A 21571-nucleotide genomic window follows, 5' to 3' on the forward strand; every position below is an offset into this window, starting at 1 on the left:
GAGTAGCCGGCAATGCAGGCCGTTTGCCGGCGCTGAGCGAAATCGTGGGCAATTCGTCTGTTCCCGCCAGATACCGAAATGCTCTGGCGGCGAAGGCGTCGCCTTAGTGCTGCCCGAAGAGCGACGACGAAGAACAGCACATAACGGTATAATGGCAAAGGGACTTGTGGCATGGCGCAGCACATCGCGCAAAAATTAAGACTGACTTCGGCCTTGCTGGGTACGGTGACCCGCAAGGATCTCGCGGCGGCATTCCGCGCCGTCAATCCCAGAACGGCATTCGACCTCGGCCGCGCCGACAAGTGGCTGCAGGGTCGGGCTCATCCGCGCGAGCTCAGCGTCTACGAGGACTGGGCAAAGCTGCTACAACTGGAGCAGCCCGGCGTGTGGATCGCCGAGAGCGATCTGCCGAGCTTCACCGCCGCCGTCTGCGCCCGTCACGGTATGGACCGGGGCGCGCTCGAACGGCTCGCCGCGCAGCAGTTCGAGACTTCCGCACATGACGACCGCGCCCAGAGCATCGCGCTGATCGGAAGCTATGCCTGCTATTCGCGTGCCTGGTCGCCCTACTATCGCGGTCAGCTTATCAAGGGCAGCCTGTCGATCGAAGGGGGGCCGGGCGTGCACGGCCTCACCGCCCATTACCGTGAGGCCTTGCCGACCGGCCAGCTCGTTCTGGGCGGCCCCGTGACGCCCGCGAAGCGCGGCCTGTACGTCCATGTCAGGGAGGTCGGCGGCGATGCCCAGTTCTTCTTCAGCCTGTTCCCCCAGTCACAACCGGGCAGCGTGCTCGGCGGCTATATGTGCGGTACGGCCATCATCGGCCCGGAAGCGCAGCCCTCGTTTACCAGGATCCTCATGGTGCGCCTGCGCGATCCGGTGCCCGGCGCCCCCGCATGGGGAGGATATCTGCTTCCGCAGGGATCGATCGCCGCCGACCTGGCGGCGCTCGGCATAGCCACCGAAAATCCGGAGGCCGTCGACCGGCTGGTCGGCCGGTTTCTGGGCGCCGACGGCGAGGGCGACGTCGGCCAGATCCCGCCGGCTGAGTTCCGCGCCATCCTCGACATGTTCGACCGCCACTGGCTGCGGCACGTCGGCTAACCCGGGACCGTCGCGGCAGTCCTAGGCTCGGGCCCGATCTGACGCTTCGTCTCCTGACCGGACGGCGCCGAGAGCCTGGCCGGCCAGATTTCTCCCCGCCTGATGTCTCGTCGCCAGATTCTCGTCGCTTGACGCGGCGGATGCGGAGCATAGTTGCTGTCCCGATCTCATCGTCGACCGGATCGAGGCAGTTGATGAAGAAGCCATATTGCAAACCGACGCTGGCCAGACGTGACAGGCTTTCGGCGGCGACCGCAGCCGTGCCGTCCTCCGGCTTCACGTTCTGAGATTTTTCAGAACGCACAGGTTGGCTCGATTGACTTAAGGCAAGCTGTTCTTAAGCTGGAAGCCTTGCCGGCCAGGAGCGGGCGGTACACTTGCGCAGGTGCCCGCCCGTCCGGCGCCGCCGCCAAGCTGCTGAAACCCCGTCCGTCCCCAACAGCAACGGTCATGGCGTGACCAGTGGTTGCGGAGTGCCATTGGCGAGGGGTCCTGTCAACGCCCGCCGGCGAGCGGCCTGGGAGCGTCTTTTTAGCCGCTTTTCGTGCCCGAAACACGCTTTGCGGCCATGCCGGAACCATGGCGAAGAGCCGCGAAATGGCGCAATTCCGGGCTTTCCGATATCGGGCAGGCCGCGCCGCACATATATGCTTATCCACTTGAACAGGCTGATTTTTCGCCGGCCGGCATGTCTCTTCGACCCCGACTTTTTTTGGGTGCAATTCGGCAGCGCAGCATCGGCGCTGGTGGCGGCGGGGTTCCCCAGAGAGCGGCACCGGAGGCATCTGTGAGCCGTTTCATGATCGCTCATGAAAGACGTGATAGAGTGCCGCCGGCGAATGGGGGAAGTTGCGATGGCCAATCGGTTGTTCGACGTTCTTGCCAGACGGCGGTCATGGCCGGATCGGGTCGCATTGGGGTTGCTTGTCTTCCTGGCGACCTTGGTCGCGGCGCTGATGGGCGGCGCCAGCGCCTAACATGCGACGGAGCAAAGCGGTCGCCCTAGTTCCTGTGTCCGATCGCCTTGAATTCGAAGATCGCGGGCCTGAGCCTCACTGGCCGCGGCCGCTCGGTGAGGTCGACGACACGGACCCACTTGTCGGCGCCGGCGCGCAAGGTGACTTTCTGGCCAAGCGCTTTCTCAGCCGCCTCGAAAGGTGTCTTGGCTTCCGCCGAATGGACCGCGACGACGGCTTCGCCGTCCATTTCCTCGACGCGATAGGTTTTCATGCGCGTCTCCAGGGCGTCCGCCGCTTCGCTTCCTGCGCGAGCGCCTTTATAATTAGAAATATCGAATAAAGGGCAAGGCGCCCAGACCCGGCATCGTCTGACCGAGGAAGCCCGAGTTTAGCCTATTTGTTGGCGGGCGTTGTAGCCGCGCAGGCCCGTTCCGCTGCAGGCCTGGCAGGAAACCCGTTGTCCCGGGCAATTGTCGCGCAACGCGCCGGCGGGGCAGCACGTGCCGTTCGACGCAACCTGTTTCTCCGCACTCGAACACCTTGCCGGCGCCCAGGCACCGGGGAAGGTGAACTTTCTGAATTCGCTCAAGGAGAGCTCCGGCTGTTTCACAGGCGCCCGGCAACGCGCTGACGGTGCCGCGGGTTGGATGACAGACACGGTTTGTCCTGCGTACGGCGATGTAGGTTAGTAATCGCTACTGTTATGGAGGTATCGCCTGCAACGCACGGTTGGCTCCTGGCGTTGCGGCGGCGCATCAGGGCATGGGTTTCCCGCCACCGTGAGATGGGGGAGGGGAAAGGCGACACACCTCTCTCACCAGCCCCCGCAGCCAGCGATGCGCCGGATCGGCCTCGAGCCTCGGATGCCAAAGAAGCGAGATCGTCAGCGCAGCGAGCTTCACCGGCAGCGTGAAGGTGAACAGCCCGTCGCGCAATGTGCCGGTATAGCGCTCCGGCACGGTGGCGATCAGGTCGGAGCTGCGCGCCAATGCCAGCGCCTCGGCAAAGCCGCCGACGACGGTGACGACTGTCCGGGTCAGTCCGGCAAGTTCCAGCGCGTCGTCCACCGGGCCGCGATCCAAGCCGCGACGCGAGATCAGTATATGCCGGCCGGCGGCGAAGCGGGCGGCGGTAACGCGGCCTTCGCTTAACGGATGGCCGGCGCGCACGACGCCGACGAAGCGGTCGCGGAACAGCGCCTGCGCGCGCACCTCCGGCCCGGTCGAGCCGCCGACCACGCCGGTCTCCAGATCGACCGTGCCCTCGCGCATCGGGCCGCTGTCCTTGTCGGGCTTGGGCACGAAGCGCAACTGCACGCCCGGCGCTTCCTCAGCCACGCGGGCAAGCAGCGCCGGGCCGAAATTCTCCACGAAGCCGTCGCTGTTGCGGAGCGTGAAGCTGCGGGTGAGCCGCGTAAGGTCGAGCCGCTCGGCGGGCCGCAGCACCGCTTCCGCCTCCTTCACCAGCCGGCCGACCTCAGCGCCGAGTTCGATCGCGCGCGGCGTCGGCACCAGGCCGCGCCCGGCGCGCACCAGAAGCGGGTCGCCGGTCGCCGCACGCAGCCTCGCCAGAGCCCGGCTCATCGCCGAGGGGCTGAGCTTCAGGCGCCGCGCGGCTCGAGCGACGCTGCCTTCGGCAAGCAGCACATCCAGCGTGACAAGCAGGTTGAGATCGGGTCGCGGCATGGGGCAACCATAGCATGGATAATCCAAACAGACATGGCGTTTGATGCACTATTCAACTGCAAATGGTGCGCGTTCCGCCATGTCACCCGCCCGCTTATCTTCCCGGCGAGTTCAGCCGAAGGAGAAGAAATCATGGCCGACATCGCCGAAACACGCGCCGCGCCCGGAAGCTATTCGACGGCGTGGGCGCTGGCCAGCCTGTCGCTTGCCATGCTCGTCTCCTCGCTCGCCACCAGCATCGCCAATGTCGCGCTGCCGACGCTGAGCTTGGCCTTCGCCGCGTCCTTCGCGGCGGTGCAATGGGTGGTGCTCGCCTATCTGCTCACCATTACCGCGCTGATCGTCAGCGTCGGGCGTCTCGGCGATCTCGTCGGCGGCCGGCCGCTGCTGATTGTCGGCCTGGCGCTGTTCGGCGCCGCTTCGTTTGCCGCGGCGCTCGCGCCGTCACTGGCCCTGCTGATTGCCGCCCGCGCCGCGCAAGGCCTGGGCGCGGCGGTGATGATGGCGCTGACGATCGCCTTTGTCGGCGAGACGGTGCCGAAGGAACGCACCGGCAGCGCCATGGGCCTGCTCGGCACCATGTCGGCGATCGGCACCGCACTCGGGCCTTCGCTCGGCGGCGTGCTGATCACTGCTCTGGGCTGGCGCTCGATCTTCCTCGTCAACGCCGGGCTCGGCGCCGTCGCGCTGCTTGCCGCCTGGCGCTTTCTTCCAGTGGCGATGCCCGCCGGCGAAGCGGCGGGGACCGTCCGTCGGGCGGCAACCGCAAGGACCCGCTTCGACATACTTGGCACGCTGCTACTCGCCGCCACGCTTGTCGCTTACGCGTTGTCCATGACCATGGGGCGGAGCCATTTCGGCGGCCTGAACATGGCGCTGCTCGGCATGGCCATAGTCGGTGCGGCGTTGTTTGTCCTAGTCGAGGCCAAGGTGGCGTCGCCGCTGGTCAAGCTCGCGCTGTTGCGCGACCCGGTGCTGGCACCCAGCCTCGCCATGAACGTGCTGGTCTCGACGGTGATGATGGCGACATTGGTCGTCGGCCCGTTCTTCCTGTCGCGGGCGCTCGGTTTAAGCGAAGCGGCGACCGGTGCTGTACTGTCGATCGGTCCCGTGGTCTCGGCACTATGCGGCGTCATTGCCGGGCGCATCGTCGACCGCCTCGGCGCGGCGGCGATGGTGGTTGCCGGGCTGGCGCTGATGGCCGCCGGTTGCGTCGCGCTCGCAGCGTTGCCAAGCCTCTTCGGCAATGCCGGCTATGCGGCGGCGATCATCCTGCTCACGCCCGGTTACCAGCTCTTCCAGGCGGCCAACAACACGGCAGTCATGGCCGATGTCGACAGGAACGAGCGCGGCGTGGTATCGGGCATGCTAAGCCTCTCGCGCAATCTCGGCCTCGTCACCGGCACGGCGGTAATGGGCGCGGTGTTCGCCTTCGCCGTGGGGACGAAGGATGTCGCGGCGGCAGCGCCGGCAGCCATTGCGGGCGGCATGGGCTTCACCTTTGCGGTAGCCGCGGGACTGGTCATAGTGACGATCGGGATAGCGGTGGTTGGGCGGAGACGGCGCAGCGTATAGTCTCTCCCCTGCGGGGAGGTGGCCGCGAAGCGGCCAGAAGGGTATCGTCACACGCAGAGCCCGATCTCGTTGGCGTCGCAGAACGTCGGTGCTCCAAGCGCGGCGCACCCTCCGTCCTCTTCGGCAACATCTGCCCTCGATAGGGGAGATCAGGCGCTTCCGCGATCACGCAATTTCGTCTCCAAGCGGGAGCTCTATTGTCGCCAGCGGCGGTGCCCATTCCGCCTTCGGCCGGTGCTTCGGCTGCCCAACGAACCCCCACCGCTGTGGCACCGGCCTCATTCATCGTCTCTCGCAAGGCTTCCCCTGCCGCAAGGCACGCGGCCTCCAATTTCCAGTTCCGTCAGTCTCGACTTGATTTCATGCGGCCCCACGTCGTTGCGCGTCCGGCGAAGCGCAATGACGATCTCGTCGAGCTTCGCGTGAATGTTCCGGTAGAAAGAGCAGACGGTTCATCAGCCGCCTACCCCAGCAGGAAGCCGGCTATCAGCACGGTGAGCAGCATCGAGGCCGGCACGGCAAGGAGCCACCGCGCCTCCAGCACACTGTTGCGGTCGTCATTCATGTCGATGCTCCTGTTGCCGGTGCTGCGAATTCCAGGTCGGAAAACGAGGGCCGAGAGTCTTCGTTCCGCCGCTCGGGCGACGGTCTGAAAACCTCATCGGACTGAAGTCGGGCAGGCCTGCGAAGAGGGCCGGGCGCGGCAACCAAAGCTGCTGTTTCGCATTTGGGGCGTTCTCGCATGCCAACAGGGAGCCGACATGAACCTCGATAGACCGGTAGATCCGGAAGACCAGCCCTACGAGCCGGCATTCTTCGCCAGCAAATACGGTCTGCCGCCGCGGCTGGCCAAGACGATGATAGAGGCCAATGGGGGTGGGCGACGCGCCTGCGACGCCGCAGCCATGACCTATCTCCGCTTTATCGCACTTCGACGCCAGCAGGGCAGCTGAACCCGGTGCCGGCCGGCTGAGCCGCCCGCATCGGTGGCGTGTCGGGAACGAACATCAGCCCGGAACCAAAGCGGCGAACGGCGGTTTATCCCGGCGAAGGGATGATTCAGGAATTAGGAAAAGAGCAATGAAAACAGTGCTTTTTGCGGCCCTGGCGCTCTGTGTCGCCGCGCCTGCCGTGGCTTCCGCAGCAGAGGCCGACGTCGTCATCAGGACGCATCACAGGCATCATCATTACCACCGGCCGGCAGTCGTCATCAATGACGAGGGCCACCGACTGCACCACCGCCGTCACGGCACCGTCGCCTTCTATGACAATGGCGAACGCGGCTGGCGTCACCGCCATCACCGCCGCGATGACACCGTCGTCGTCACGGGTTCGATCGGCCATCGGCACCATCACCGTCCGGTCGTCGTCGAGAGCGGCTCCGACCACTGAGCTTCCACTTATCCCTGAAAACAATTGCGGTCCGGCACGCGCCTCATGGCGCATAAGCCGGACCGTTTTTTCATCGGGGAGACGCAATCTTCGCTACGCCGCGCTTTTGAGCACACCGGCCTGAACCAGGGCCGTCGCCGGGTTAAGGCTGTCCACCAGGCCGGTCGGGATCAGGATGGTGGCGCCGCGCTCTTTGGTCGTCTCACAGATGATGTTCATGGCGCGCAGCTGAAGCGCAGCCGGATGGTCGGCATAGGTGGTGGCCGCCTCGACGAATTTGGCTGCGACTTCCGCCTCCGCCGAACCGAGGATGACACGCGCTTCCTTCTCGCGCTCGGCCTGCGCCTGGCGCGACATGGCATCCTGCAGCGCGACGGGAATGGCGACGTCGCGGATCTCGACCGACATCACCGTGATGCCCCATTGCGCCGTCTTGGCGCCGATGACGTCGCGCAGATGCTCATCCGCCGCCCTGCGATCGGACAGCAGCGAGGACAGCATCGAGGAGCCGATCATCTCGCGCAGCGAGGTCTGCGCCACGCGGTCGATCGCCTCGCGGTAATTGGTGATTTCCAGCGCCGCCTGGCGCGCGTCATGCACGTGCCAGAAGATGACCGCGTCGACATTGACGGGCACCGTATCCCTGGTCAGCGCCTGCTCTGCATTGAAGGCGGTGGTCTGGATGCGCTGGTCGATGACCGCCACGACATTGTCGAGGACCGGGACGATCATGAACAGGCCGGGACCGCGCACGCCAAGCAGGTTGCCGGCGCGCAGCACGACGAAGCGCTGCCAGGTGTTGGCCATCTTCAGCGAAGCGGCGATCAGCGCCGCGATGACGAAGAAGGGCGCGCCCGCCCATGGCCCGGCCAGCGCGCCAATGCCGGCGCCGACGAGCACGAAGACGGCGGTGAGGAAAAGGGTGATCGGATTCATCGGAATAGCTCCTTCTCGCGGCCCGTTTGTAGGTCGCGCGATGCCGCAAACGGGCCTCGCGAGGAGCGCCGGCGACCCAGGATGGACCGCCTGGCCGGCATGTCTCGGATCGGTCACGCTTGTCGCGAGGACAATGATCGCCGGCAGGAAATCATATGGTGCGGGGCGAGAGAGTTCGCCACGGGGGGAAGGGCGAGGCTGATCTTTCTCCTTGAGGGGAGATGACCGCGGAGCGGCCAGAGATGGCGTCTCACAGGGAGCGCCAATCTCGCGCGGCGTCGCAAAGGAAGCCGGCGCCTCACCCGGCTACCTCTGTCGTATTCTGCGGCATCCCCTCCTCGAGGGGAGTTAATGTTGACTTAAATCAACTTCTCCAGCGTGATCGGCAAATCCCTTACCCGCTTCCCCGTCGCGTGGAACACGGCGTTGGCGATCGCCGGCGCCACCCCGACGATGCCGAGTTCGCCAACGCCCTTGCCGCCGAGGACGGAGGAGTGCGGGTCGGGGATGCCGACCGAGATCGTCTGGATGTCGGGAATGTCGGCATTGGTCGGCAGCATGTAGTCGGCGAAATTGCCGTTGACGATGCGGCCGTGTCGGCGGTCGACGATGCCTTCCTCGAGCAGCGCCTGGCCGATGCCCATGATGATGCCGCCCTTCCACTGGCTCTCCGCCAGCTTCGGGTTGTAGAGCCGGCCCGAATCCAGCGCCGAGACTACGCGCGAGACGCGCACCGTGCCGAAATCCTCGTCGACTCGCACCTCGACGAAATGTGCACACCAGGAATAGCGCGAATAGTCGCCCTCAGTGTGCGGCAGCGCCATGGCGATGGTGGTGTAGTTATTGTAGCGCTGCTCCGGCGTGAAGTTCGGCGGAACGGTGTCGCCCTTGGCCTCGATCCGCTCGCGGCCGAGCATGCTCATCAATTCGGCGATCGCCAGCTCCGGCCCGTCGCCGCGCGGCGAGGCGATGCGGCCGTCCTGCACCACCAGCGTGTTCGCCTGCAGCCCATGAAAGGGCGAGCGCGGATTGGAGAGCGCCAGCCCGATCAGCTCGTCCAGCGCCTGGCTCGCCGCCTCGTAGACGGCCCCGGTCATGACGCCGGCGAGCCGTGAGCCGCCGGTGACGCCGGCGCGGGCGAAATGCGAATCGCCGAGCTTCACCGAGACTTGGCTCACCGGCACGCCGAGCGTTTCGGCGGCGGTCTGCGCCAGGATCGTATAGGTGCCTTGGCCCATGTCGATGGAAGAGCTTTCGACCTCGACGGAACCGTCGGCCAGGAGCTTCACCACAGCCTCGCCATGGGCGCGCCGCACCGGATAGGTGCCGGCCGCCACGCCCCAACCGATTAGCTGGCGGCCTTCGCGCATCGAGCGCGGCTGCGGCGGACGTTTCGCCCAGCCAAAGGCTTCAGCGCCGGCGGCAAAGGCTTCGCGCAACTGCCGTGTCGACCACGCCTTCTTCGCATGCGGATCCTGTTCGGCATAGTTGATCAGCCGCATCTCCAGCGGATCCAGCCCAAGCTCATGGGCAAGCTCGTCGATGGCGCATTCGATGCCGAAGGCGCTCGGGTTCTCGCCCGGCGCGCGTTTTGCTCCTGGCACAACCGTATTCACCCGCACGACATTCTGCTTCGAGGAGAAATTGGGCGTGGCGTACATGATCGAGGTGACGGAGCCGAGCGGCTCGACCCACATGCCGTCGACCGCCGTCTCGTTGACGCCGCGATGCACGATAGACTGGATGCGGCCCGTCTTGTCGGCACCGATCGCCACCGTCTGGCGCGTCGCGGCGCGGCCGCCATAGGAGGTGAAATTCTGCGGGCGGTTGAGCACCAGCTTCACCGGTCGTCCGAGCATCTTCGCCGCTGCAGCCGTCACCGCGCTATGCGCCAGCGCCAGCGCCTTGGAGCCGAAGCCGCCGCCGATATAGGGCGAGACCAGCCGTACGTTCCGGAACGGAATGTCGAACCATTCGGCATAGGTGCGCGCCATGCCGTCGAGCCACTGGCTCGGCTCCCAGACGGTCAGCTCGTCGCCTTCCCAGCGCGCGATCAGCCCATGCGGCTCCATCGCAGCCTGGAACTCGCGCGGCGTGTTGTAGGCGGCGCAGATGCGCACCGGGGCGGCGGCGAAGGCGGCCTGCGCGTCGCCCCATTCCTTGGTCATGGCTTCGATCGGGATTCCGTCGCCTGCCTTGCCGTCGCTCAGGTCGACGATGGCTGGCGTCTCGTCATACCAGACCTTGACGAGTGCGGCCGCCGCCACCGCCTGCTCGAAGGTCTCGGCCACCACGGCGGCGACATGCTGGCCGGAGAAGGTGATCTCGCGGGCGAGGGGACAGTAGGTCGACAATGCCGGCGGGTTGCCGAACCAGTCCGACGCGCCCTTCAGTTCCATGATGGTCTCGGGCGTCAGCACGGCGAGCACGCCGGGCGCGGTCTCGGCCGCGCGGGCGTCAATCGCCGTGACCTTGCCGGCGGCAATCGTTGCGCCGACCAGCACCGCATGCGCCAACCTTTCAAGCTGCTGCTCGAAGGCGTAGTGGGCCGCGCCAGTGATCTTTGCCGGGCCGTCGACGCGCGACAGGCGTCCGCCGACCGCTTCGAGGCGCGCGCTGTCGGACGCGGCGTGTTTCATGTCATGAACGGTCATGCCGTCTCTCCCAATTTGAGGATGGCGCGCGCGATCACACGCGGCGCCAATGCGATCTTGTAGTGGTTGGCGCCATGGTCGACGGCGCCCTGCATGGCGAGCTCGCTCGCCTCGCGGATCGTCGCTTCATCGAGCGCTTCGCCTTTCAGCGCGTCCTCGACGGCGCGCGCCCGCCACGGCTTGGTGGCGACGCCGCCGAGCGCGACGCGGATGTCGCGGATGGTGCGGCCGTCGCCTTCGAGTTCCAGTCCGACCGCTGCACTTGCCGCAGCGAACTCATAGGAGTGGCGGTCGCGCACCTTGACGTAGGTCGAGCGTCTGGCCGCGGCCGAGCCGGGAATCTCGATGGCCGTGATCACCTCGCCCGGCGCGGATGTCGTGCTCCTGCTCGGCCGTCGCGCCGGGGGCCAGGAAGAAGTCCTCGACTTTGAGCCGCCGCTCGCCGAGATCGACCTCGGCGTCGAAGGCGACCAGCGCTACGGCGAGATCCCCCGGATAGGTGGCGATACACGCTTCGCTCACGCCGAGCACCGCATGGCCGCGCGTCACGCCGCCGATCGCCGAGCAGCCGCTGCCCGGCTCACGCTTGTTGCAGGCCGGGAAATTGGCGGGATCGCGGAAGTAGGGACAGCGCGTGCGCTGCATCAGGTTGCCGCCGATCGTCGCCATGTTGCGCAATTGCGCCGACGCCGCCTGCCAAAGCGCTTCCGAGACCGCCGGAAACAAGCTCTTCACTTCGGCATGGTCGGCGACGTGGCTCATCTTCGCCAGCGCGCCGATCAAAGCGCGGTCGGCGGTGACGTCGATAGCGTTGAGCCCTTCGATATGGCTGATGTCGATGACGGTGGCGGGTTCCGCGACGCCGCATTTGGCGAGGTCGATAAGCGTCGTGCCGCCGGCGAGCAGCATGGCACCGGGAAGGGCGGCCGCGTTGCGCGCAGCCTCGATATTGTCGGCGCGGAGGTAGGAAAAATCTCTCATCAGCGCAGCTCCTGTGCGGCCTGGCGGACGGCGGCGACGATGTTCGGATAGGCGCCGCAGCGGCATAGATTGCCGGCCATGTATTCGCGGATTTCGTCGTCGGAGCCGGCATGGCCCTCACGGATGCAGGCCACCGCCGACATGATCTGGCCCGGCGTGCAATAGCCGCACTGGAAGGCGTCCTGCTCGAGGAAAGCCGCCTGCACGGCGTGCAGCGTGCCGTCCTCGTCGGCGAGCCCTTCGATGGTGGTGATCGTGCGGCCTTCGACCTGGGCCGCCAGCGTCAGGCAGGCCAGCACCCGCTCGCCGTCGACATGGACGGTGCAGGCGCCGCACTGGCCATGATCGCAACCTTTCTTGGTGCCGGTGAGATGAAGCCGCTCGCGCAATGCGTCGAGCAGCGTCACGCGCGGCTCGATCTCGAGCGCGTGGTCGCGGCCGTTGATGGTGAGACGGAGCGAAAGCGTGGTGGGACTGGGGGTTGAGCCCTTGGTGGCAACGCCATTCCTGAAATGGCCGTCTTCGGGAGGATCGATGATGATCTGGCTGGTCATGGGGCGTCGGGCTCCGATTGCTGGACGCTAGGATGGAAATGGGACTTGGGGAGGGGAGGGGCAAGACATAGAAGCTGCTGATCTCCCTCATGGGGAGATCACGCTCTCATCGACACGTGACATACCGCTTCCCCTGGTTATATGATAAAAGCACTCCACTAAAACGGAGGTGCCTCCGTTTATTTAACTGGGGTCTGGCCGGTCATGGTTCAACCCCCATATTGCGCTGGTGGAGAAAAAAGTGCCCGAGCAGGAAATGACCACCGAAGCGACCCGCGACGCGCCGGCGCAAAAGCCGTTGCGCGCCGATGCGCAACGCAACCGCGACAAGCTTGTCGAGGTGGCGGCGCAAATGTTTGCGAGCGACGGCGTCGACGCCTCGCTCGAGGAGATCGCCAGGCGGGCAGGGGTCGGCATCGGCACGCTTTACCGGCATTTCCCGACGCGTGAGCACCTGGTCGAGGTGGTCTATCGCCGCGAGGTGGAAGGGCTCTGCCACGCCGCCGCCGAACTTGCTCGGCTGCATCCGGCCGATGTCGCGCTGGAACTCTGGATGCAGCGCTTCGTCGACTACATCGCCACCAAGCGCGGGCTGGCCACCAGCCTGCGTTTGTTGCTCACCACAAACTCGGCGCTGTTCTCCGACACCTCCGGCCGTGTCTCCGGTGCCATGCGAGGCCTGATCGAGGCCGCCGCCGCTGATGGAAAAATCCGCGCCGATGTCGACGCTTCCGATGTCATGCATGCACTCGGCGGAATCTATTCCGCGCCGAACACGCCCGACTGGCGCGAGCGGTCGGGGCGGCTGGTGAAGCTGCTGATGGACGGGTTGCGGTTCGGGGCGAAGGGCTGAGGCGCCGAAGCTGCCAATCTCCCCGCTTGCGGGGGAGATGTCCGGCAGGACAGAGGGGTGCTGTCCCGCCGACATTTCCACGACTGGCATTCCCCGACCCGCGGCCTACATAGTCGGCACCATCCTCCCTCCCTCCCTCCCAAAAGGAACCTCCCATGCCTGAACAGCTCAAGCTCAACGACGGCTCGACCATCCCGCAGATCGGGCTCGGTGTGTGGCAGGTCGATCCGGACATCACCGCCAAGGTCGTGCGCTGGGGGATTGAGGCCGGCTACCGGCTGATCGACACCGCCGAGGGCTACCGCAACGAGGAGGGCGTGGGCGAGGCGATCCGTTCGGCCGGCGTGCCGCGATCCGAACTCTTCATCACCTCCAAGCTGCGCAACGGCGGGCATCAGCGCGATGCTGCGCTGCGCGCCTTCGACGACACGATGCAGAAGCTCGGCATCGACCAGATCGATCTTTTCCTCATCCACTGGCCGGTGCCCAGCCAGAACAAATATGTCGAAGCCTGGAGGGCGCTGGTCGAACTGCAGAGGGCCGGGCGCATCAAGTCGGTCGGCGTCTCGAACTTCAACCAGGACCATCTGGAGCGCATCATCGGCGAGACCGGCGTGACGCCGGTCGTCAACCAGATCGAATTGCACCCGCGCTTCCAGCAGCGCGACAAGCGCGACTTCCACAAGAAGCACAACATCCATATCGAAAGCTGGAGCCCACTGGGCAGCGGCCGGCTGCTTGCCGACCCGACGTTGGAAAAGATCGCCGCAAAGCACGGCAAGTCGGTCGCGCAGGTGATCATCCGCTGGCATCTGCAGGAAGGGCTCATCGTCATTCCGAAGTCGATCCACCAGGAACGCATCGCCGGTAATTTCGACGTCTTCGATTTCGAGCTGGATGCGGACGACATGCAGACCATCCGCCGCATGGACTCCGCCGACGGCCGAACCGGACCAAACCCGGCGACGGCGGCGTTTATGTTCTGAGGGCCTAGGCTCCCCTTGTCCCACTTTGGCCCAAAGGGAGAGAAGAGGAAGCTGCGTCTAAATCCCCTCGCCATCCACCAACGGCACGTCGTCGCCCTCCCAGGGGCTCGGCATCGAACCGCGCCCCGCGGTCGGCAACGGCATCCAGCATCTGAGTTCCGGTTCTGCATATTCGACGATACGGCCGGGCGAGGAATCCGACGCCCGCCAGCCTTCGTCGCCGTACTGATCGGCGCGCGACCAGTAGGCCATGTCGACCTCGGCCGGTCCCTGCTCGGAGGAACGCACCGTCACCAGGATGCGGCTGCCGTCCCGCGGCGCGCTCGCCATGTTGCGCCACTGTTCGGTCTCGTCCATGCGATCTCCTCCTGCCTCAAGCAACTACAGAAAACCCGGTCGTCGCAATAGTCGCCGCCCGCCGGGGAGGGGTCAACCCGAACTTGGGCCGCGACAGTCGTTTCATTAACAGCTAACATTCGTGCAGGAGGATGGCGATGTCGCTGATGGTGATTGGAACCGGTTTCGGCCGGACCGGTACGGATTCGATGCGCGAGGCATTGACCATGCTCGGCTTCGGTCCTTGCCATCATATGTCGGAAGTGATGGCTCATGCGGAGCAGAAGCGGTTGTGGCGCGCACTGGCCGGGGGCGAGGCGCCCGACTGGGACCAGCTCTTTGCCGGATACAAATCCTGCGTTGACTGGCCGTCGGCGCACTATTGGCGCGAGCTGATCAAGATTTACCCGCAGGCGCGCGTCATTCTCACCTGGCGTTCGCCCGAAAGCTGGTGGGAGAGCTTCGAAAAGACCATCCTGCCAGCGATCGCCGGCAGCACGGACCAGGAGTCGCTAGGCATCGCGCTTGTTGCCAAGCAGGTCTTTGGCGGCCGTCCGCAGGATCGCGCCCATGCGATCGCCGTGTACCGCGACAATGTCGAAGCGGTGCTGAGCACCGTGCCGGCGGAGCGACTGCTGGTTCACAAGCTCGGCGACGGCTGGGCACCGCTCTGTGCCCATCTCGGCGTCCCCGTCCCGGACGAACCCTATCCGAGCCGCAACTCGACCCGGGAGTTTCGGACGGCGCTGTCGCTGCAGTGAAGGGAGTAGGGCAGTAGGGGAATAGGGGAATAGGGGAATAGGGGAATAGGGGAATAGGGGAATAGGGGAATAGGGGAATAGGGGAATAGGGGAATAGGGGAATAGGGGAATAGGGGAATAGGGGAATAGGGGTGGAGGTCGAGGCCTTCGCGTAATCTGATTTTCTTACTCCCTTACTCCCTTACTGCCCTACTGCCCTCCTTCACACATGCACGTTGCCGAAGGACAGCTCCCCGTCATCGGCGTGGATCAGGAAGGCGGCGGCAAGCAGCGCGAGATAGCAGGCGGCCACGCTGCTTACCACGATGACGCCGGGGATAGGCCCCAGCGTCGCCACCCGGAACGTATCGATGAGCGAGGCGCCGAAGCCGATCGGTGAGCCTTCGCGCGACAGGCTCGGCGTGGTGATCTTGAGGATCCAGGCAAGCAGCAGGATCGTGTACATGAAGATGTAGTTGCGGCGCAGACGGCGGATCAGCGCCGCACGCTGCGAGATCAGGAAGCGCGGCGAGCGCAGCCCTTCGCCGAGGATGGCAAGCCAGTTGGAAGCGTAATCCGGCTGCGGCGAAAAGATCTGCGCGAAATAATAGCGTTCGAACTGCCGCACGCGGGCGCGGTAAACGTCAAAAAAACGGTAGCGCCGCGCCTCGATCCACAACAACAGCGTGATCAGCAGCATGGCGAACAAAAGCACGCCATGATGCGCGCTGGGGGTCGACAGCGATACCGACAGCATCGCCGCCACCACGGTGATCGCCCAGTTGCTGGTGCGGTCGAGCCGGTCGCGCCACCCGGCCATGCGCGCGATCTCGGCGCGGTGGAAATGCGACAGCGTCGTGGTGAATTCGGACGAGCTGAGCTTCAGCGCCAGCGTGTCGGACGCTCTTGGGGGGGCGGCTTTCTCGGTGGATTTCGCCGGTGCAGCCGCTTCTGTCGACTTCACCACAGCCGCGCCAGTGGAATTTGCGGCCTTCGTCCGGGACATTCTGCCGTGCGCCTCCCGCCGCCATGGCCGGTCGTCCTCGTCTTAACATCGACCGGCCACACCCCGGTTTTTATAACGTACGGCCGGCCAGAATGTTCCCGCTTTTTCAGACGGATAAGTCAGGATGCAAGCGGGGGAAGACCGCCATTCGCGCGCCGCGGAAAGGGCAGCACGTCGGCCATCGGCCTGGCATGCTGGGCCGCCGCCACAGCCTCGATCACAAGGTCGAGCGCCGCAAGCGCCGCGCGGCTCGTTTCGTCGTCGCCACGCAGATAGTGGCACGCCCGGTCGAGGTGCAGGTGGGCGGCGGCAAAGTCGCTTTTCATTAGCTTCTCCTTATTGCCCCGCCTTGGCGGCCAACATCGTCGAGTCGCTTTACCGGGAAGCAAAGATCGGCGGTGGCATTTGATTAGATTTGTAGGGAGCGTTTCCTCGCCCCGCAAAGTGGGGGCGGTTTCCGCGAACCGGCGGAGAGAGGCGAGGAAAACGGCTGGCAGGCACCCGTGCAACCGATCCTCTGGCCAAACCGTTGTGCCGATGCAAGGAATGAGGGGTGCACAATTTGTCCAACATGCTCAATCGGCGGCGGTCGCTGTGGATCTGGGTCGCGCTTGGTCCCGCGGCGCTCACACTGATGCCCGCCATCGCCTTTGCCGCCGAGAAGACCGGCGTGTCGTCGGAGGGCATTTTCGTCGCCGAGCTGGTCTTGCTTCTGGTCGTCGGCCGCGGCATCGGCGAAGTCCTGGAGGCGCTTGGACAGCCGGCGGTCATGGGGCAGTTGATCGGCGGCATCCTGCTCGGGCCTTCGCTGCTCGGCTGGGTCTGGCCGGCGGCCGAACGGCTGATCTTTGCCGGCGACCCCTCGCAGAAATCGATGATCAACGCCATCGCCCAGCTCGGCGTTTTGATGCTGCTGTTGCTCACCGGCATGGAGACGGATCTGCGGCTCGTGCGCCGTGTCGGCCGCGCCTGCTTTTCCATCTCGGCCACGGGCGTCGCCGTGCCCTTCGCGCTCGGCTTCATAGCCGCGCAGTTCATGCCCGACACGCTGCTAGCCGCCGGCAGCGAGCGCATCGTCGCCGGGCTGTTCCTCGGCACCGCGCTCTCCATTTCCTCGGTCAAGATCGTCGCCATGGTGGTGCGCGACATGAACTTCATGCGCCGCGACCTCGGCCAGGTCATCGTCTCCTCGGCGATCATCGAGGACACCATCGGCTGGGTGATCATCGCCATCACCATCGGCATCGCCACCAAGGGGCGGATCGAGCTCGGCAGCCTGGCCTTCACCATCGCCGGCGTCGCCCTCTTCATGGCGTTTTCCTTCACGCTCGGACGCCGCATCGTTTTCGACGCCATCCGCTGGACCAACGACACTTTCCGATCCGAATATGCGGTGGTCACCGTCATCCTCGCCATTATGGGCGTGATGGCCCTGATCACCGACCTGATCGGCGTGCACACGGTGCTCGGCGCCTTCGTCGCCGGCATATTGGTGGGCGAGTCGCCGATCCTGTCGCGCCACATCGAAGGACAATTGCGGGGCATCATCACAGCTCTGTTCATGCCGGTGTTCTTCGGCGTCGCCGGACTGTCGGCCGACCTCACCGTGCTGGTCGACCCGCAGCTTGCAATGCTTACGGCTGCCCTGGTGGTGATCGCCTCGATCGGCAAGTTCGGGGGCGCCTTCGTTGGCGCCGAGGTCGCCGGCATGAGCCGCGCCGAGGGCATCGCGGTCGGCTGCGGCATGAATGCGCGAGGATCGACGGAGGTCATCGTCGCCTCGATCGGCTTGTCGATGGGCGTGCTCTCGCACAACCTCTTCACCATGATCGTCACCATGGCCGTCATTACCACCTTGGCCATGCCGCCGACATTGCGCTGGGCGCTGCGGCGGCTGCCGATCGGCGAGCGGGAAAAGAAGCGGCTGGAGCGCGAGGAGATCGACCAGCGGGGCTTCGTCGCCAATCTGGAGCGGCTGCTGGTGGTGGTGGACGAGGGGGTGGTCGGCCGCTTCGCCGCCTATCTCGCCGGCGTCATCGGCGCCGGCAAGCCGACGACGGTGCTGCATTCCAGCGGCGAGATCGATGCCGAGCCGACGGAAGGCCTGCATCTGGAAGAGATGGAGAAAGGTGCGGAGGACAGCCGCGAGGCGGCCAAGAAATCCGACGAGACGCCGGTGCGCGAAGCGCCGGTCACGCGCCGCCAGCACGAAGTGCTTTCCGCCGAGGCGGTCGCGAAGGAGGCGCGCAAGGGCTACGGCATGCTGCTCGTCGGCCTTGGCCGCGCGGTCACCTCCAAGGGTGCTTTCTCGCATCGGATGAACGAGGTTACGAGCTCCTTCGACGGTCCGCTCTGTCTTGTCCTGAAGCCGGCGACAGCAGGGCGCCAGATCCCGCACCTCGGCCCGGAATCAGGCAAGATACTGGTGCCGGTCAACGGCACGGCGGTTGCCCGCCGCGGCGCCGAGCTGGCCTTGGCCATCGCCGCCGTCACCGGCACGCCGGTCAAGATGCTCTATGTCGCGCGCGCCGGCCGCGAGGAACCGCGCGACATCGTCTCGCATCGCCGCAGGGAGGCCGTGCTGAAGGATATCGTCGCGCTCGCCGACCGCTATGGCGTCGAGATCGAGACGGCGATCCGCTCGAGGGCCGCCGCCGCCGATGCCATCGCTCGCCAGGCCGGCCGCAACGTGGCGCTGATCGTCATGGGCGTGGCGCGGCGCCAGGGCGAAGAACTGATCTTCGGCGAGACGACGACGGGCGTCCTGCGCCGCAGCCCCTGCCCGGTTGTGCTGATCTCCGACGAACGGGTGAAACGCGACGAGAGCGACCGCGAGGCCGTGCGCACGGGCACGGGGACCGGGTGAGCGGCTGATCTCCCCTTGGAGAGATCAGCAGTTTCTCATGCCATCTGCAGCTTCTGCCGGCTCGGCTGCGGCGGGAAGGCGATGGCGATGCCGGCCGCGCCCAGTCCGATCAGCGCCGAGCCGATGAACAGCCAATGATAGCTGGCGGTGGCGTCGTAGATCATGCCCCCGGCGAGCGGCCCGAGCGACATGCCGAGGCTTGAAAGCATCGTGGCCGCGCCAAGCACCGTACCGAGGATGCGCAGGCCGAAATATTCGCGCGCCAACACGGCGTAAAGCGGCATCACGCCGCCATAGGTGGCGCCGAAGATGACGGCTAGAAGGTAGAACTGCTCGAGCTGGCCGACGGTGAGGTAGGCGGCGATCACCAGTCCCTGGATGGCGAGGCCGGCGACCAGAACCGGCTTGACGCCCAGCCGGTCGCCGAGCACGCCATAAAGAACACGCCCGCCAAGGCCGGCCAAGCCCTCGACGCTGTAGATCGATACGGCTGCCATCGGAGCGACACCGCAGGACATGGCGTAGCTCACCATGTGGAAGATCGGGCCTGAATGCGCCGCACAGCAGGCAAAGAAGGTGAGGCCCAGCACGATGAATTGCGGCGAGCGCAATGCCTGGCCGACGCTCATGCCGGGATCGTCGGTGACGGGCGCCGGCGCGCCGTCCCTTGCCGCGACCGCCGCCGCCGGCTGGCGCACCAGCAGCACGGCGGGCAGCAGCAGCACCCAGGCCATCACGCCGATGTCGAACATGGCGGTGCGCCAGTCATAGGCGGTGATGAGCCAACGGGCGAAGGGCGAGATCGTCATCGGCGCGACGCCCATGCCGGCCGAGACCAGCGAGACGGCGAGGCTTCGGTTGGTGTCGAACCAGGCGGTGGTGAGAGCGATCATCGGCGCGAAGAAGGCGCTGGCCGCAAGGCCGACAATGACGCCGTAGCTCAGCTGGAAGACGATGAGCGAGGTGGCGCGGCTCGCCACCACCAGCGACAGGCCGAGCAACACGGCACCGGCAAGCACGACCGGCCGCGCGCCGACGCGGTCATAGATCGCCCCCCAGGCGAAACCGCCGAGGCCCATCACCAGGAAGTTCAAGGTCATGGCGCTGGAAATGCCGGTACGCGACCAATTGGTGTCGAGCGACATCGGCTCCAGGAAGATCGCCAGCGAAAACATGGCGCCGAGCGCCACGCAGGTCATCAGCGCGCCGGCCGCGACGATGACCCAACGATAGGAATGGTTCATGGTTCTGCTCCCATGCCGTAAGGCATCCTGTTTGATGCGGCACGGTTTTTCCAGTCCACCGGGCCGCTTGCGTCCGAAGGACGCTGGAGCGGGGGCCGATCCTACAATCCGGTTGCATTTTTTATCTAGTTTTTTGAAAGAGCGGATAGTTCGCTTTCGCGCGCAAGGCCGAGCTCCTGTCCCGCCGACGTGTCAGCAGCCTGTAGCACCCGCATTGACCACGATCCCCTCCCATCTAAATTGACCCGTCTCAACCAGGAGAACCCGCATGGAACTCTATCGCGGCCGGCTCATCGACCACATCCAGCTCGTCGTGCGCGACCTCAAGGCCAGCCGGCCTTTCTACGGCGCCCTGTTCGAGGTGCTGGGCATCCCGATCGGCGGCGAGGCGCAGGATTATTTCTGGGCCGACGAATTGTTCGTCTCCAGTGCCGACAGCCGCGCCGCGCTCGGCGTGCTCACCGGACGCCACCACCTCGCCTTCCAGGCCAAGGACCGCGCCATGGTCGATGCCTTCTATCAGGCCGGCCTCGCCGCCGGTGGCAAAGACAATGGCGCGCCTGGCGAGCGCCGCTACCACCCCGGCTACTACGCCTGTTTCCTGCTCGATCCCGACGGCAACAATATCGAGGCGGTGTTCCACGGCGAGGCCAGGCGAAGCGCCGCGGCGGTGGAGATCAGTTTTTAGGCGGAGCGTCCAAAAACGCCGCGATCAGCTTCAGCATGTTGCCATCCCGGCCGAACTCTACCCTATCGAAGTCGTGGCTGCCCTGGCGCTGCGCCTTGGAGAGTTGGTCGAGATAGGCCGTCAGCTCCGCCCTGACCTTCTTGCAGCCGGGGTCGTCCTCGGCGGTCAGACCCGTACTGAAGGCGACGGCTTTGTCCACCATGTCGACGATGCCGGCACCATGCACCTTCTCATGCGCAATGAGCCCGGCGGTGAAGGTGTCCCAGCGTGCCTGCAAGGCGGGCGCGAGCTTTCCGGCCGACTTGGGCAGTGTGTAGGTGATGATGAGCTTCGGCCGCGCCGTCCTGAGCACGCAGGCATTGCCTTGCGGCTGGTAGTCGCGCTGCCAGGTCAGCTTGAAAAAGGTATGCGCGATGACGCGCCGCGCCTTGCCGGCCGAATCCTTGCCGATCACCGGTCCCTTCTCGCCGATCGACAGATAGAGCTGCTCCGCGCTTTCGCCCGAGACGGCGTAGGTCTCGATCTTCTCGATGGGCTTCCATTCGGCAAGCGCCGGCGTGGACAGGAGCAGGGCGGCGAGGAGGAGGGCGGGCTTCATGGGCGACCCATAGCATTGGGCCTCGCTTGGTAGAAGCCGCCCGCGGATTTTCGGAACCCGCTCCGCCGCCAGCCGTTTCCTTGCGCAATCACCCCGACCCATGGGGGAGGACAAGATGACCCGCAACGACATCATTTCCGTGCTTGGACCGGTTGACGAGGCCGTCATCGCCGATATCGCGCTCACCGGCGCCAGCCTCGAGGAATTGCGCGAGGCCTTCGCCTGGATCGGCGCCGACGAGGCGCTGGTCAATGAAGGCCGCGCCATGCCCGGCGCCCGCGTGGCGAAGCTGATCGAGATCCTCGATCCTCCCGACGACGAGCCCGAAACGCCCGGCGCGATGGAGTAGAGGCGGCATCCTCTAGGTGCTTCTCCCTACTTGTCGCCCGCATATCTCCCGTCATAGCTTCTTCC

Annotated in this window: 23 protein-coding genes; 11 read left to right on the plus strand and 12 right to left on the minus strand. The window is 65.6% G+C overall.

Annotated features, from left to right (window positions below; all coding sequences use genetic code 11):
• Positions 1–171 precede the first annotated feature (171 nt).
• Positions 172–1104, plus strand: coding sequence for a hypothetical protein (locus ACVMIM_RS17510; RefSeq protein ID WP_476113509.1), 933 nt, complete (start codon positions 172–174; stop codon positions 1102–1104).
• A gap of 854 nt (positions 1105–1958) precedes the next feature.
• Positions 1959–2081 carry a hypothetical protein gene (locus ACVMIM_RS17515; RefSeq protein ID WP_476113510.1) on the plus strand — a complete coding sequence of 41 codons (123 nt, stop codon included), beginning with the start codon at positions 1959–1961 and terminating at the stop codon, positions 2079–2081.
• 25 nt (positions 2082–2106) lie between these two features.
• Here the strand turns inward: ACVMIM_RS17515 and ACVMIM_RS17520 are convergent, their stop codons facing one another.
• Both ACVMIM_RS17520 and ACVMIM_RS17525 read right to left on the minus strand, forming a co-directional pair.
• A complete protein-coding gene (locus ACVMIM_RS17520) occupies positions 2107–2334 on the minus strand; it encodes a hypothetical protein (protein ID WP_476113511.1) in 228 nt (75 codons plus the stop codon).
• A gap of 484 nt (positions 2335–2818) precedes the next feature.
• Positions 2819–3748: a LysR family transcriptional regulator gene (locus tag ACVMIM_RS17525; RefSeq protein WP_476113513.1), complete on the minus strand. Its 930-nt coding sequence runs from the start codon at positions 3746–3748 to the stop codon at positions 2819–2821.
• Between the two features lie 132 nt (positions 3749–3880).
• Here ACVMIM_RS17525 and ACVMIM_RS17530 point away from each other — a divergent pair, with 132 nt between their 5' ends.
• The 3 genes from ACVMIM_RS17530 to ACVMIM_RS17540 all read left to right on the plus strand — a co-directional run bounded on the left by ACVMIM_RS17530 (position 3881) and on the right by ACVMIM_RS17540 (position 6715).
• Positions 3881–5323, plus strand: coding sequence for an MFS transporter (locus ACVMIM_RS17530; protein ID WP_476113514.1), 1443 nt, complete (start codon positions 3881–3883; stop codon positions 5321–5323).
• 761 nt (positions 5324–6084) lie between these two features.
• Positions 6085–6276 (plus strand): hypothetical protein, encoded by a 192-nt coding sequence (locus tag ACVMIM_RS17535; protein WP_476113516.1) that lies wholly within the window; start codon positions 6085–6087, stop codon positions 6274–6276.
• A 127-nt stretch (positions 6277–6403) separates the two neighbouring features.
• On the plus strand, positions 6404–6715 hold the full coding sequence (locus tag ACVMIM_RS17540) for a hypothetical protein (protein WP_476113517.1): 312 nt from the start codon (positions 6404–6406) through the stop codon (positions 6713–6715).
• 93 nt (positions 6716–6808) lie between these two features.
• Here the strand turns inward: ACVMIM_RS17540 and ACVMIM_RS17545 are convergent, their stop codons facing one another.
• From ACVMIM_RS17545 to ACVMIM_RS17565, 5 genes are all read right to left on the minus strand, one after another.
• Positions 6809–7651 carry a slipin family protein gene (locus ACVMIM_RS17545; protein WP_476113518.1) on the minus strand — a complete coding sequence of 281 codons (843 nt, stop codon included), beginning with the start codon at positions 7649–7651 and terminating at the stop codon, positions 6809–6811.
• Positions 7652–8010: 359 nt separating this feature from the next.
• Complete coding sequence (locus ACVMIM_RS17550; protein WP_476113520.1) at positions 8011–10305, minus strand: xanthine dehydrogenase family protein molybdopterin-binding subunit; 2295 nt, start codon at positions 10303–10305, stop codon at positions 8011–8013.
• The gene (locus ACVMIM_RS17555; protein ID WP_476113521.1) at positions 10302–10604 is read right to left on the minus strand and encodes a hypothetical protein; all 303 of its coding nucleotides are present in this window, start codon (positions 10602–10604) and stop codon (positions 10302–10304) included. Before ACVMIM_RS17555 ends, ACVMIM_RS17550 begins: the two co-directional genes overlap by 4 nt.
• Entirely contained in the window at positions 10582–11286 is a 705-nt protein-coding gene (locus tag ACVMIM_RS17560; protein ID WP_476113523.1) for an FAD binding domain-containing protein, read from the minus strand. Before ACVMIM_RS17560 ends, ACVMIM_RS17555 begins: the two co-directional genes overlap by 23 nt.
• Positions 11286–11732, minus strand: coding sequence for a (2Fe-2S)-binding protein (locus tag ACVMIM_RS17565; RefSeq protein WP_476117270.1), 447 nt, complete (start codon positions 11730–11732; stop codon positions 11286–11288). The genes ACVMIM_RS17560 and ACVMIM_RS17565 overlap by 1 nt, the downstream gene beginning before the upstream one ends.
• Before the next feature lie 364 nt (positions 11733–12096).
• Here ACVMIM_RS17565 and ACVMIM_RS17570 point away from each other — a divergent pair, with 364 nt between their 5' ends.
• Both ACVMIM_RS17570 and ACVMIM_RS17575 read left to right on the plus strand, forming a co-directional pair.
• Positions 12097–12693 carry a TetR/AcrR family transcriptional regulator gene (locus ACVMIM_RS17570; protein ID WP_476117272.1) on the plus strand — a complete coding sequence of 199 codons (597 nt, stop codon included), beginning with the start codon at positions 12097–12099 and terminating at the stop codon, positions 12691–12693.
• Positions 12694–12848: 155 nt separating this feature from the next.
• Entirely contained in the window at positions 12849–13679 is an 831-nt protein-coding gene (locus ACVMIM_RS17575; protein ID WP_476113524.1) for an aldo/keto reductase, read from the plus strand.
• A gap of 57 nt (positions 13680–13736) precedes the next feature.
• Here the strand turns inward: ACVMIM_RS17575 and ACVMIM_RS17580 are convergent, their stop codons facing one another.
• Complete coding sequence (locus ACVMIM_RS17580) at positions 13737–14036, minus strand: hypothetical protein (RefSeq protein ID WP_041001420.1); 300 nt, start codon at positions 14034–14036, stop codon at positions 13737–13739.
• Between the two features lie 137 nt (positions 14037–14173).
• On the opposite strand from ACVMIM_RS17580, the gene ACVMIM_RS17585 reads away from it, so the two are divergent.
• Positions 14174–14776: a sulfotransferase family protein gene (locus ACVMIM_RS17585; protein ID WP_476113526.1), complete on the plus strand. Its 603-nt coding sequence runs from the start codon at positions 14174–14176 to the stop codon at positions 14774–14776.
• Positions 14777–14978: 202 nt separating this feature from the next.
• On the opposite strand, the gene ACVMIM_RS17590 is transcribed toward ACVMIM_RS17585, so the two are convergent.
• Entirely contained in the window at positions 14979–15761 is a 783-nt protein-coding gene (locus ACVMIM_RS17590) for a DUF2270 domain-containing protein (protein WP_278050180.1), read from the minus strand.
• Between the two features lie 119 nt (positions 15762–15880).
• A complete protein-coding gene (locus tag ACVMIM_RS17595) occupies positions 15881–16087 on the minus strand; it encodes a hypothetical protein (protein WP_201414746.1) in 207 nt (68 codons plus the stop codon).
• A gap of 308 nt (positions 16088–16395) precedes the next feature.
• Here ACVMIM_RS17595 and ACVMIM_RS17600 point away from each other — a divergent pair, with 308 nt between their 5' ends.
• The gene (locus ACVMIM_RS17600) at positions 16396–18627 is read left to right on the plus strand and encodes a cation:proton antiporter domain-containing protein (RefSeq protein WP_476117274.1); all 2232 of its coding nucleotides are present in this window, start codon (positions 16396–16398) and stop codon (positions 18625–18627) included.
• 35 nt (positions 18628–18662) lie between these two features.
• Here ACVMIM_RS17600 and ACVMIM_RS17605 read toward each other — a convergent pair whose 3' ends face one another.
• Complete coding sequence (locus ACVMIM_RS17605; RefSeq protein ID WP_476113528.1) at positions 18663–19871, minus strand: MFS transporter; 1209 nt, start codon at positions 19869–19871, stop codon at positions 18663–18665.
• Positions 19872–20139: 268 nt separating this feature from the next.
• Here ACVMIM_RS17605 and ACVMIM_RS17610 point away from each other — a divergent pair, with 268 nt between their 5' ends.
• A complete protein-coding gene (locus tag ACVMIM_RS17610) occupies positions 20140–20559 on the plus strand; it encodes a VOC family protein (protein WP_476113529.1) in 420 nt (139 codons plus the stop codon).
• On the opposite strand, the gene ACVMIM_RS17615 is transcribed toward ACVMIM_RS17610, so the two are convergent.
• Positions 20549–21157, minus strand: a complete 609-nt coding sequence (locus ACVMIM_RS17615) for a DUF922 domain-containing Zn-dependent protease (protein WP_476113531.1) — start codon at positions 21155–21157, stop codon at positions 20549–20551. The genes ACVMIM_RS17610 and ACVMIM_RS17615 overlap by 11 nt on opposite strands.
• Positions 21158–21272: 115 nt before the next feature.
• Between ACVMIM_RS17615 and ACVMIM_RS17620 the strand changes: the two genes are divergently transcribed.
• Positions 21273–21506 carry a hypothetical protein gene (locus ACVMIM_RS17620; RefSeq protein WP_476113532.1) on the plus strand — a complete coding sequence of 78 codons (234 nt, stop codon included), beginning with the start codon at positions 21273–21275 and terminating at the stop codon, positions 21504–21506.
• Positions 21507–21571 lie beyond the last annotated feature (65 nt).

Source organism: Mesorhizobium sp. USDA 4413 (genome assembly GCF_056280365.1).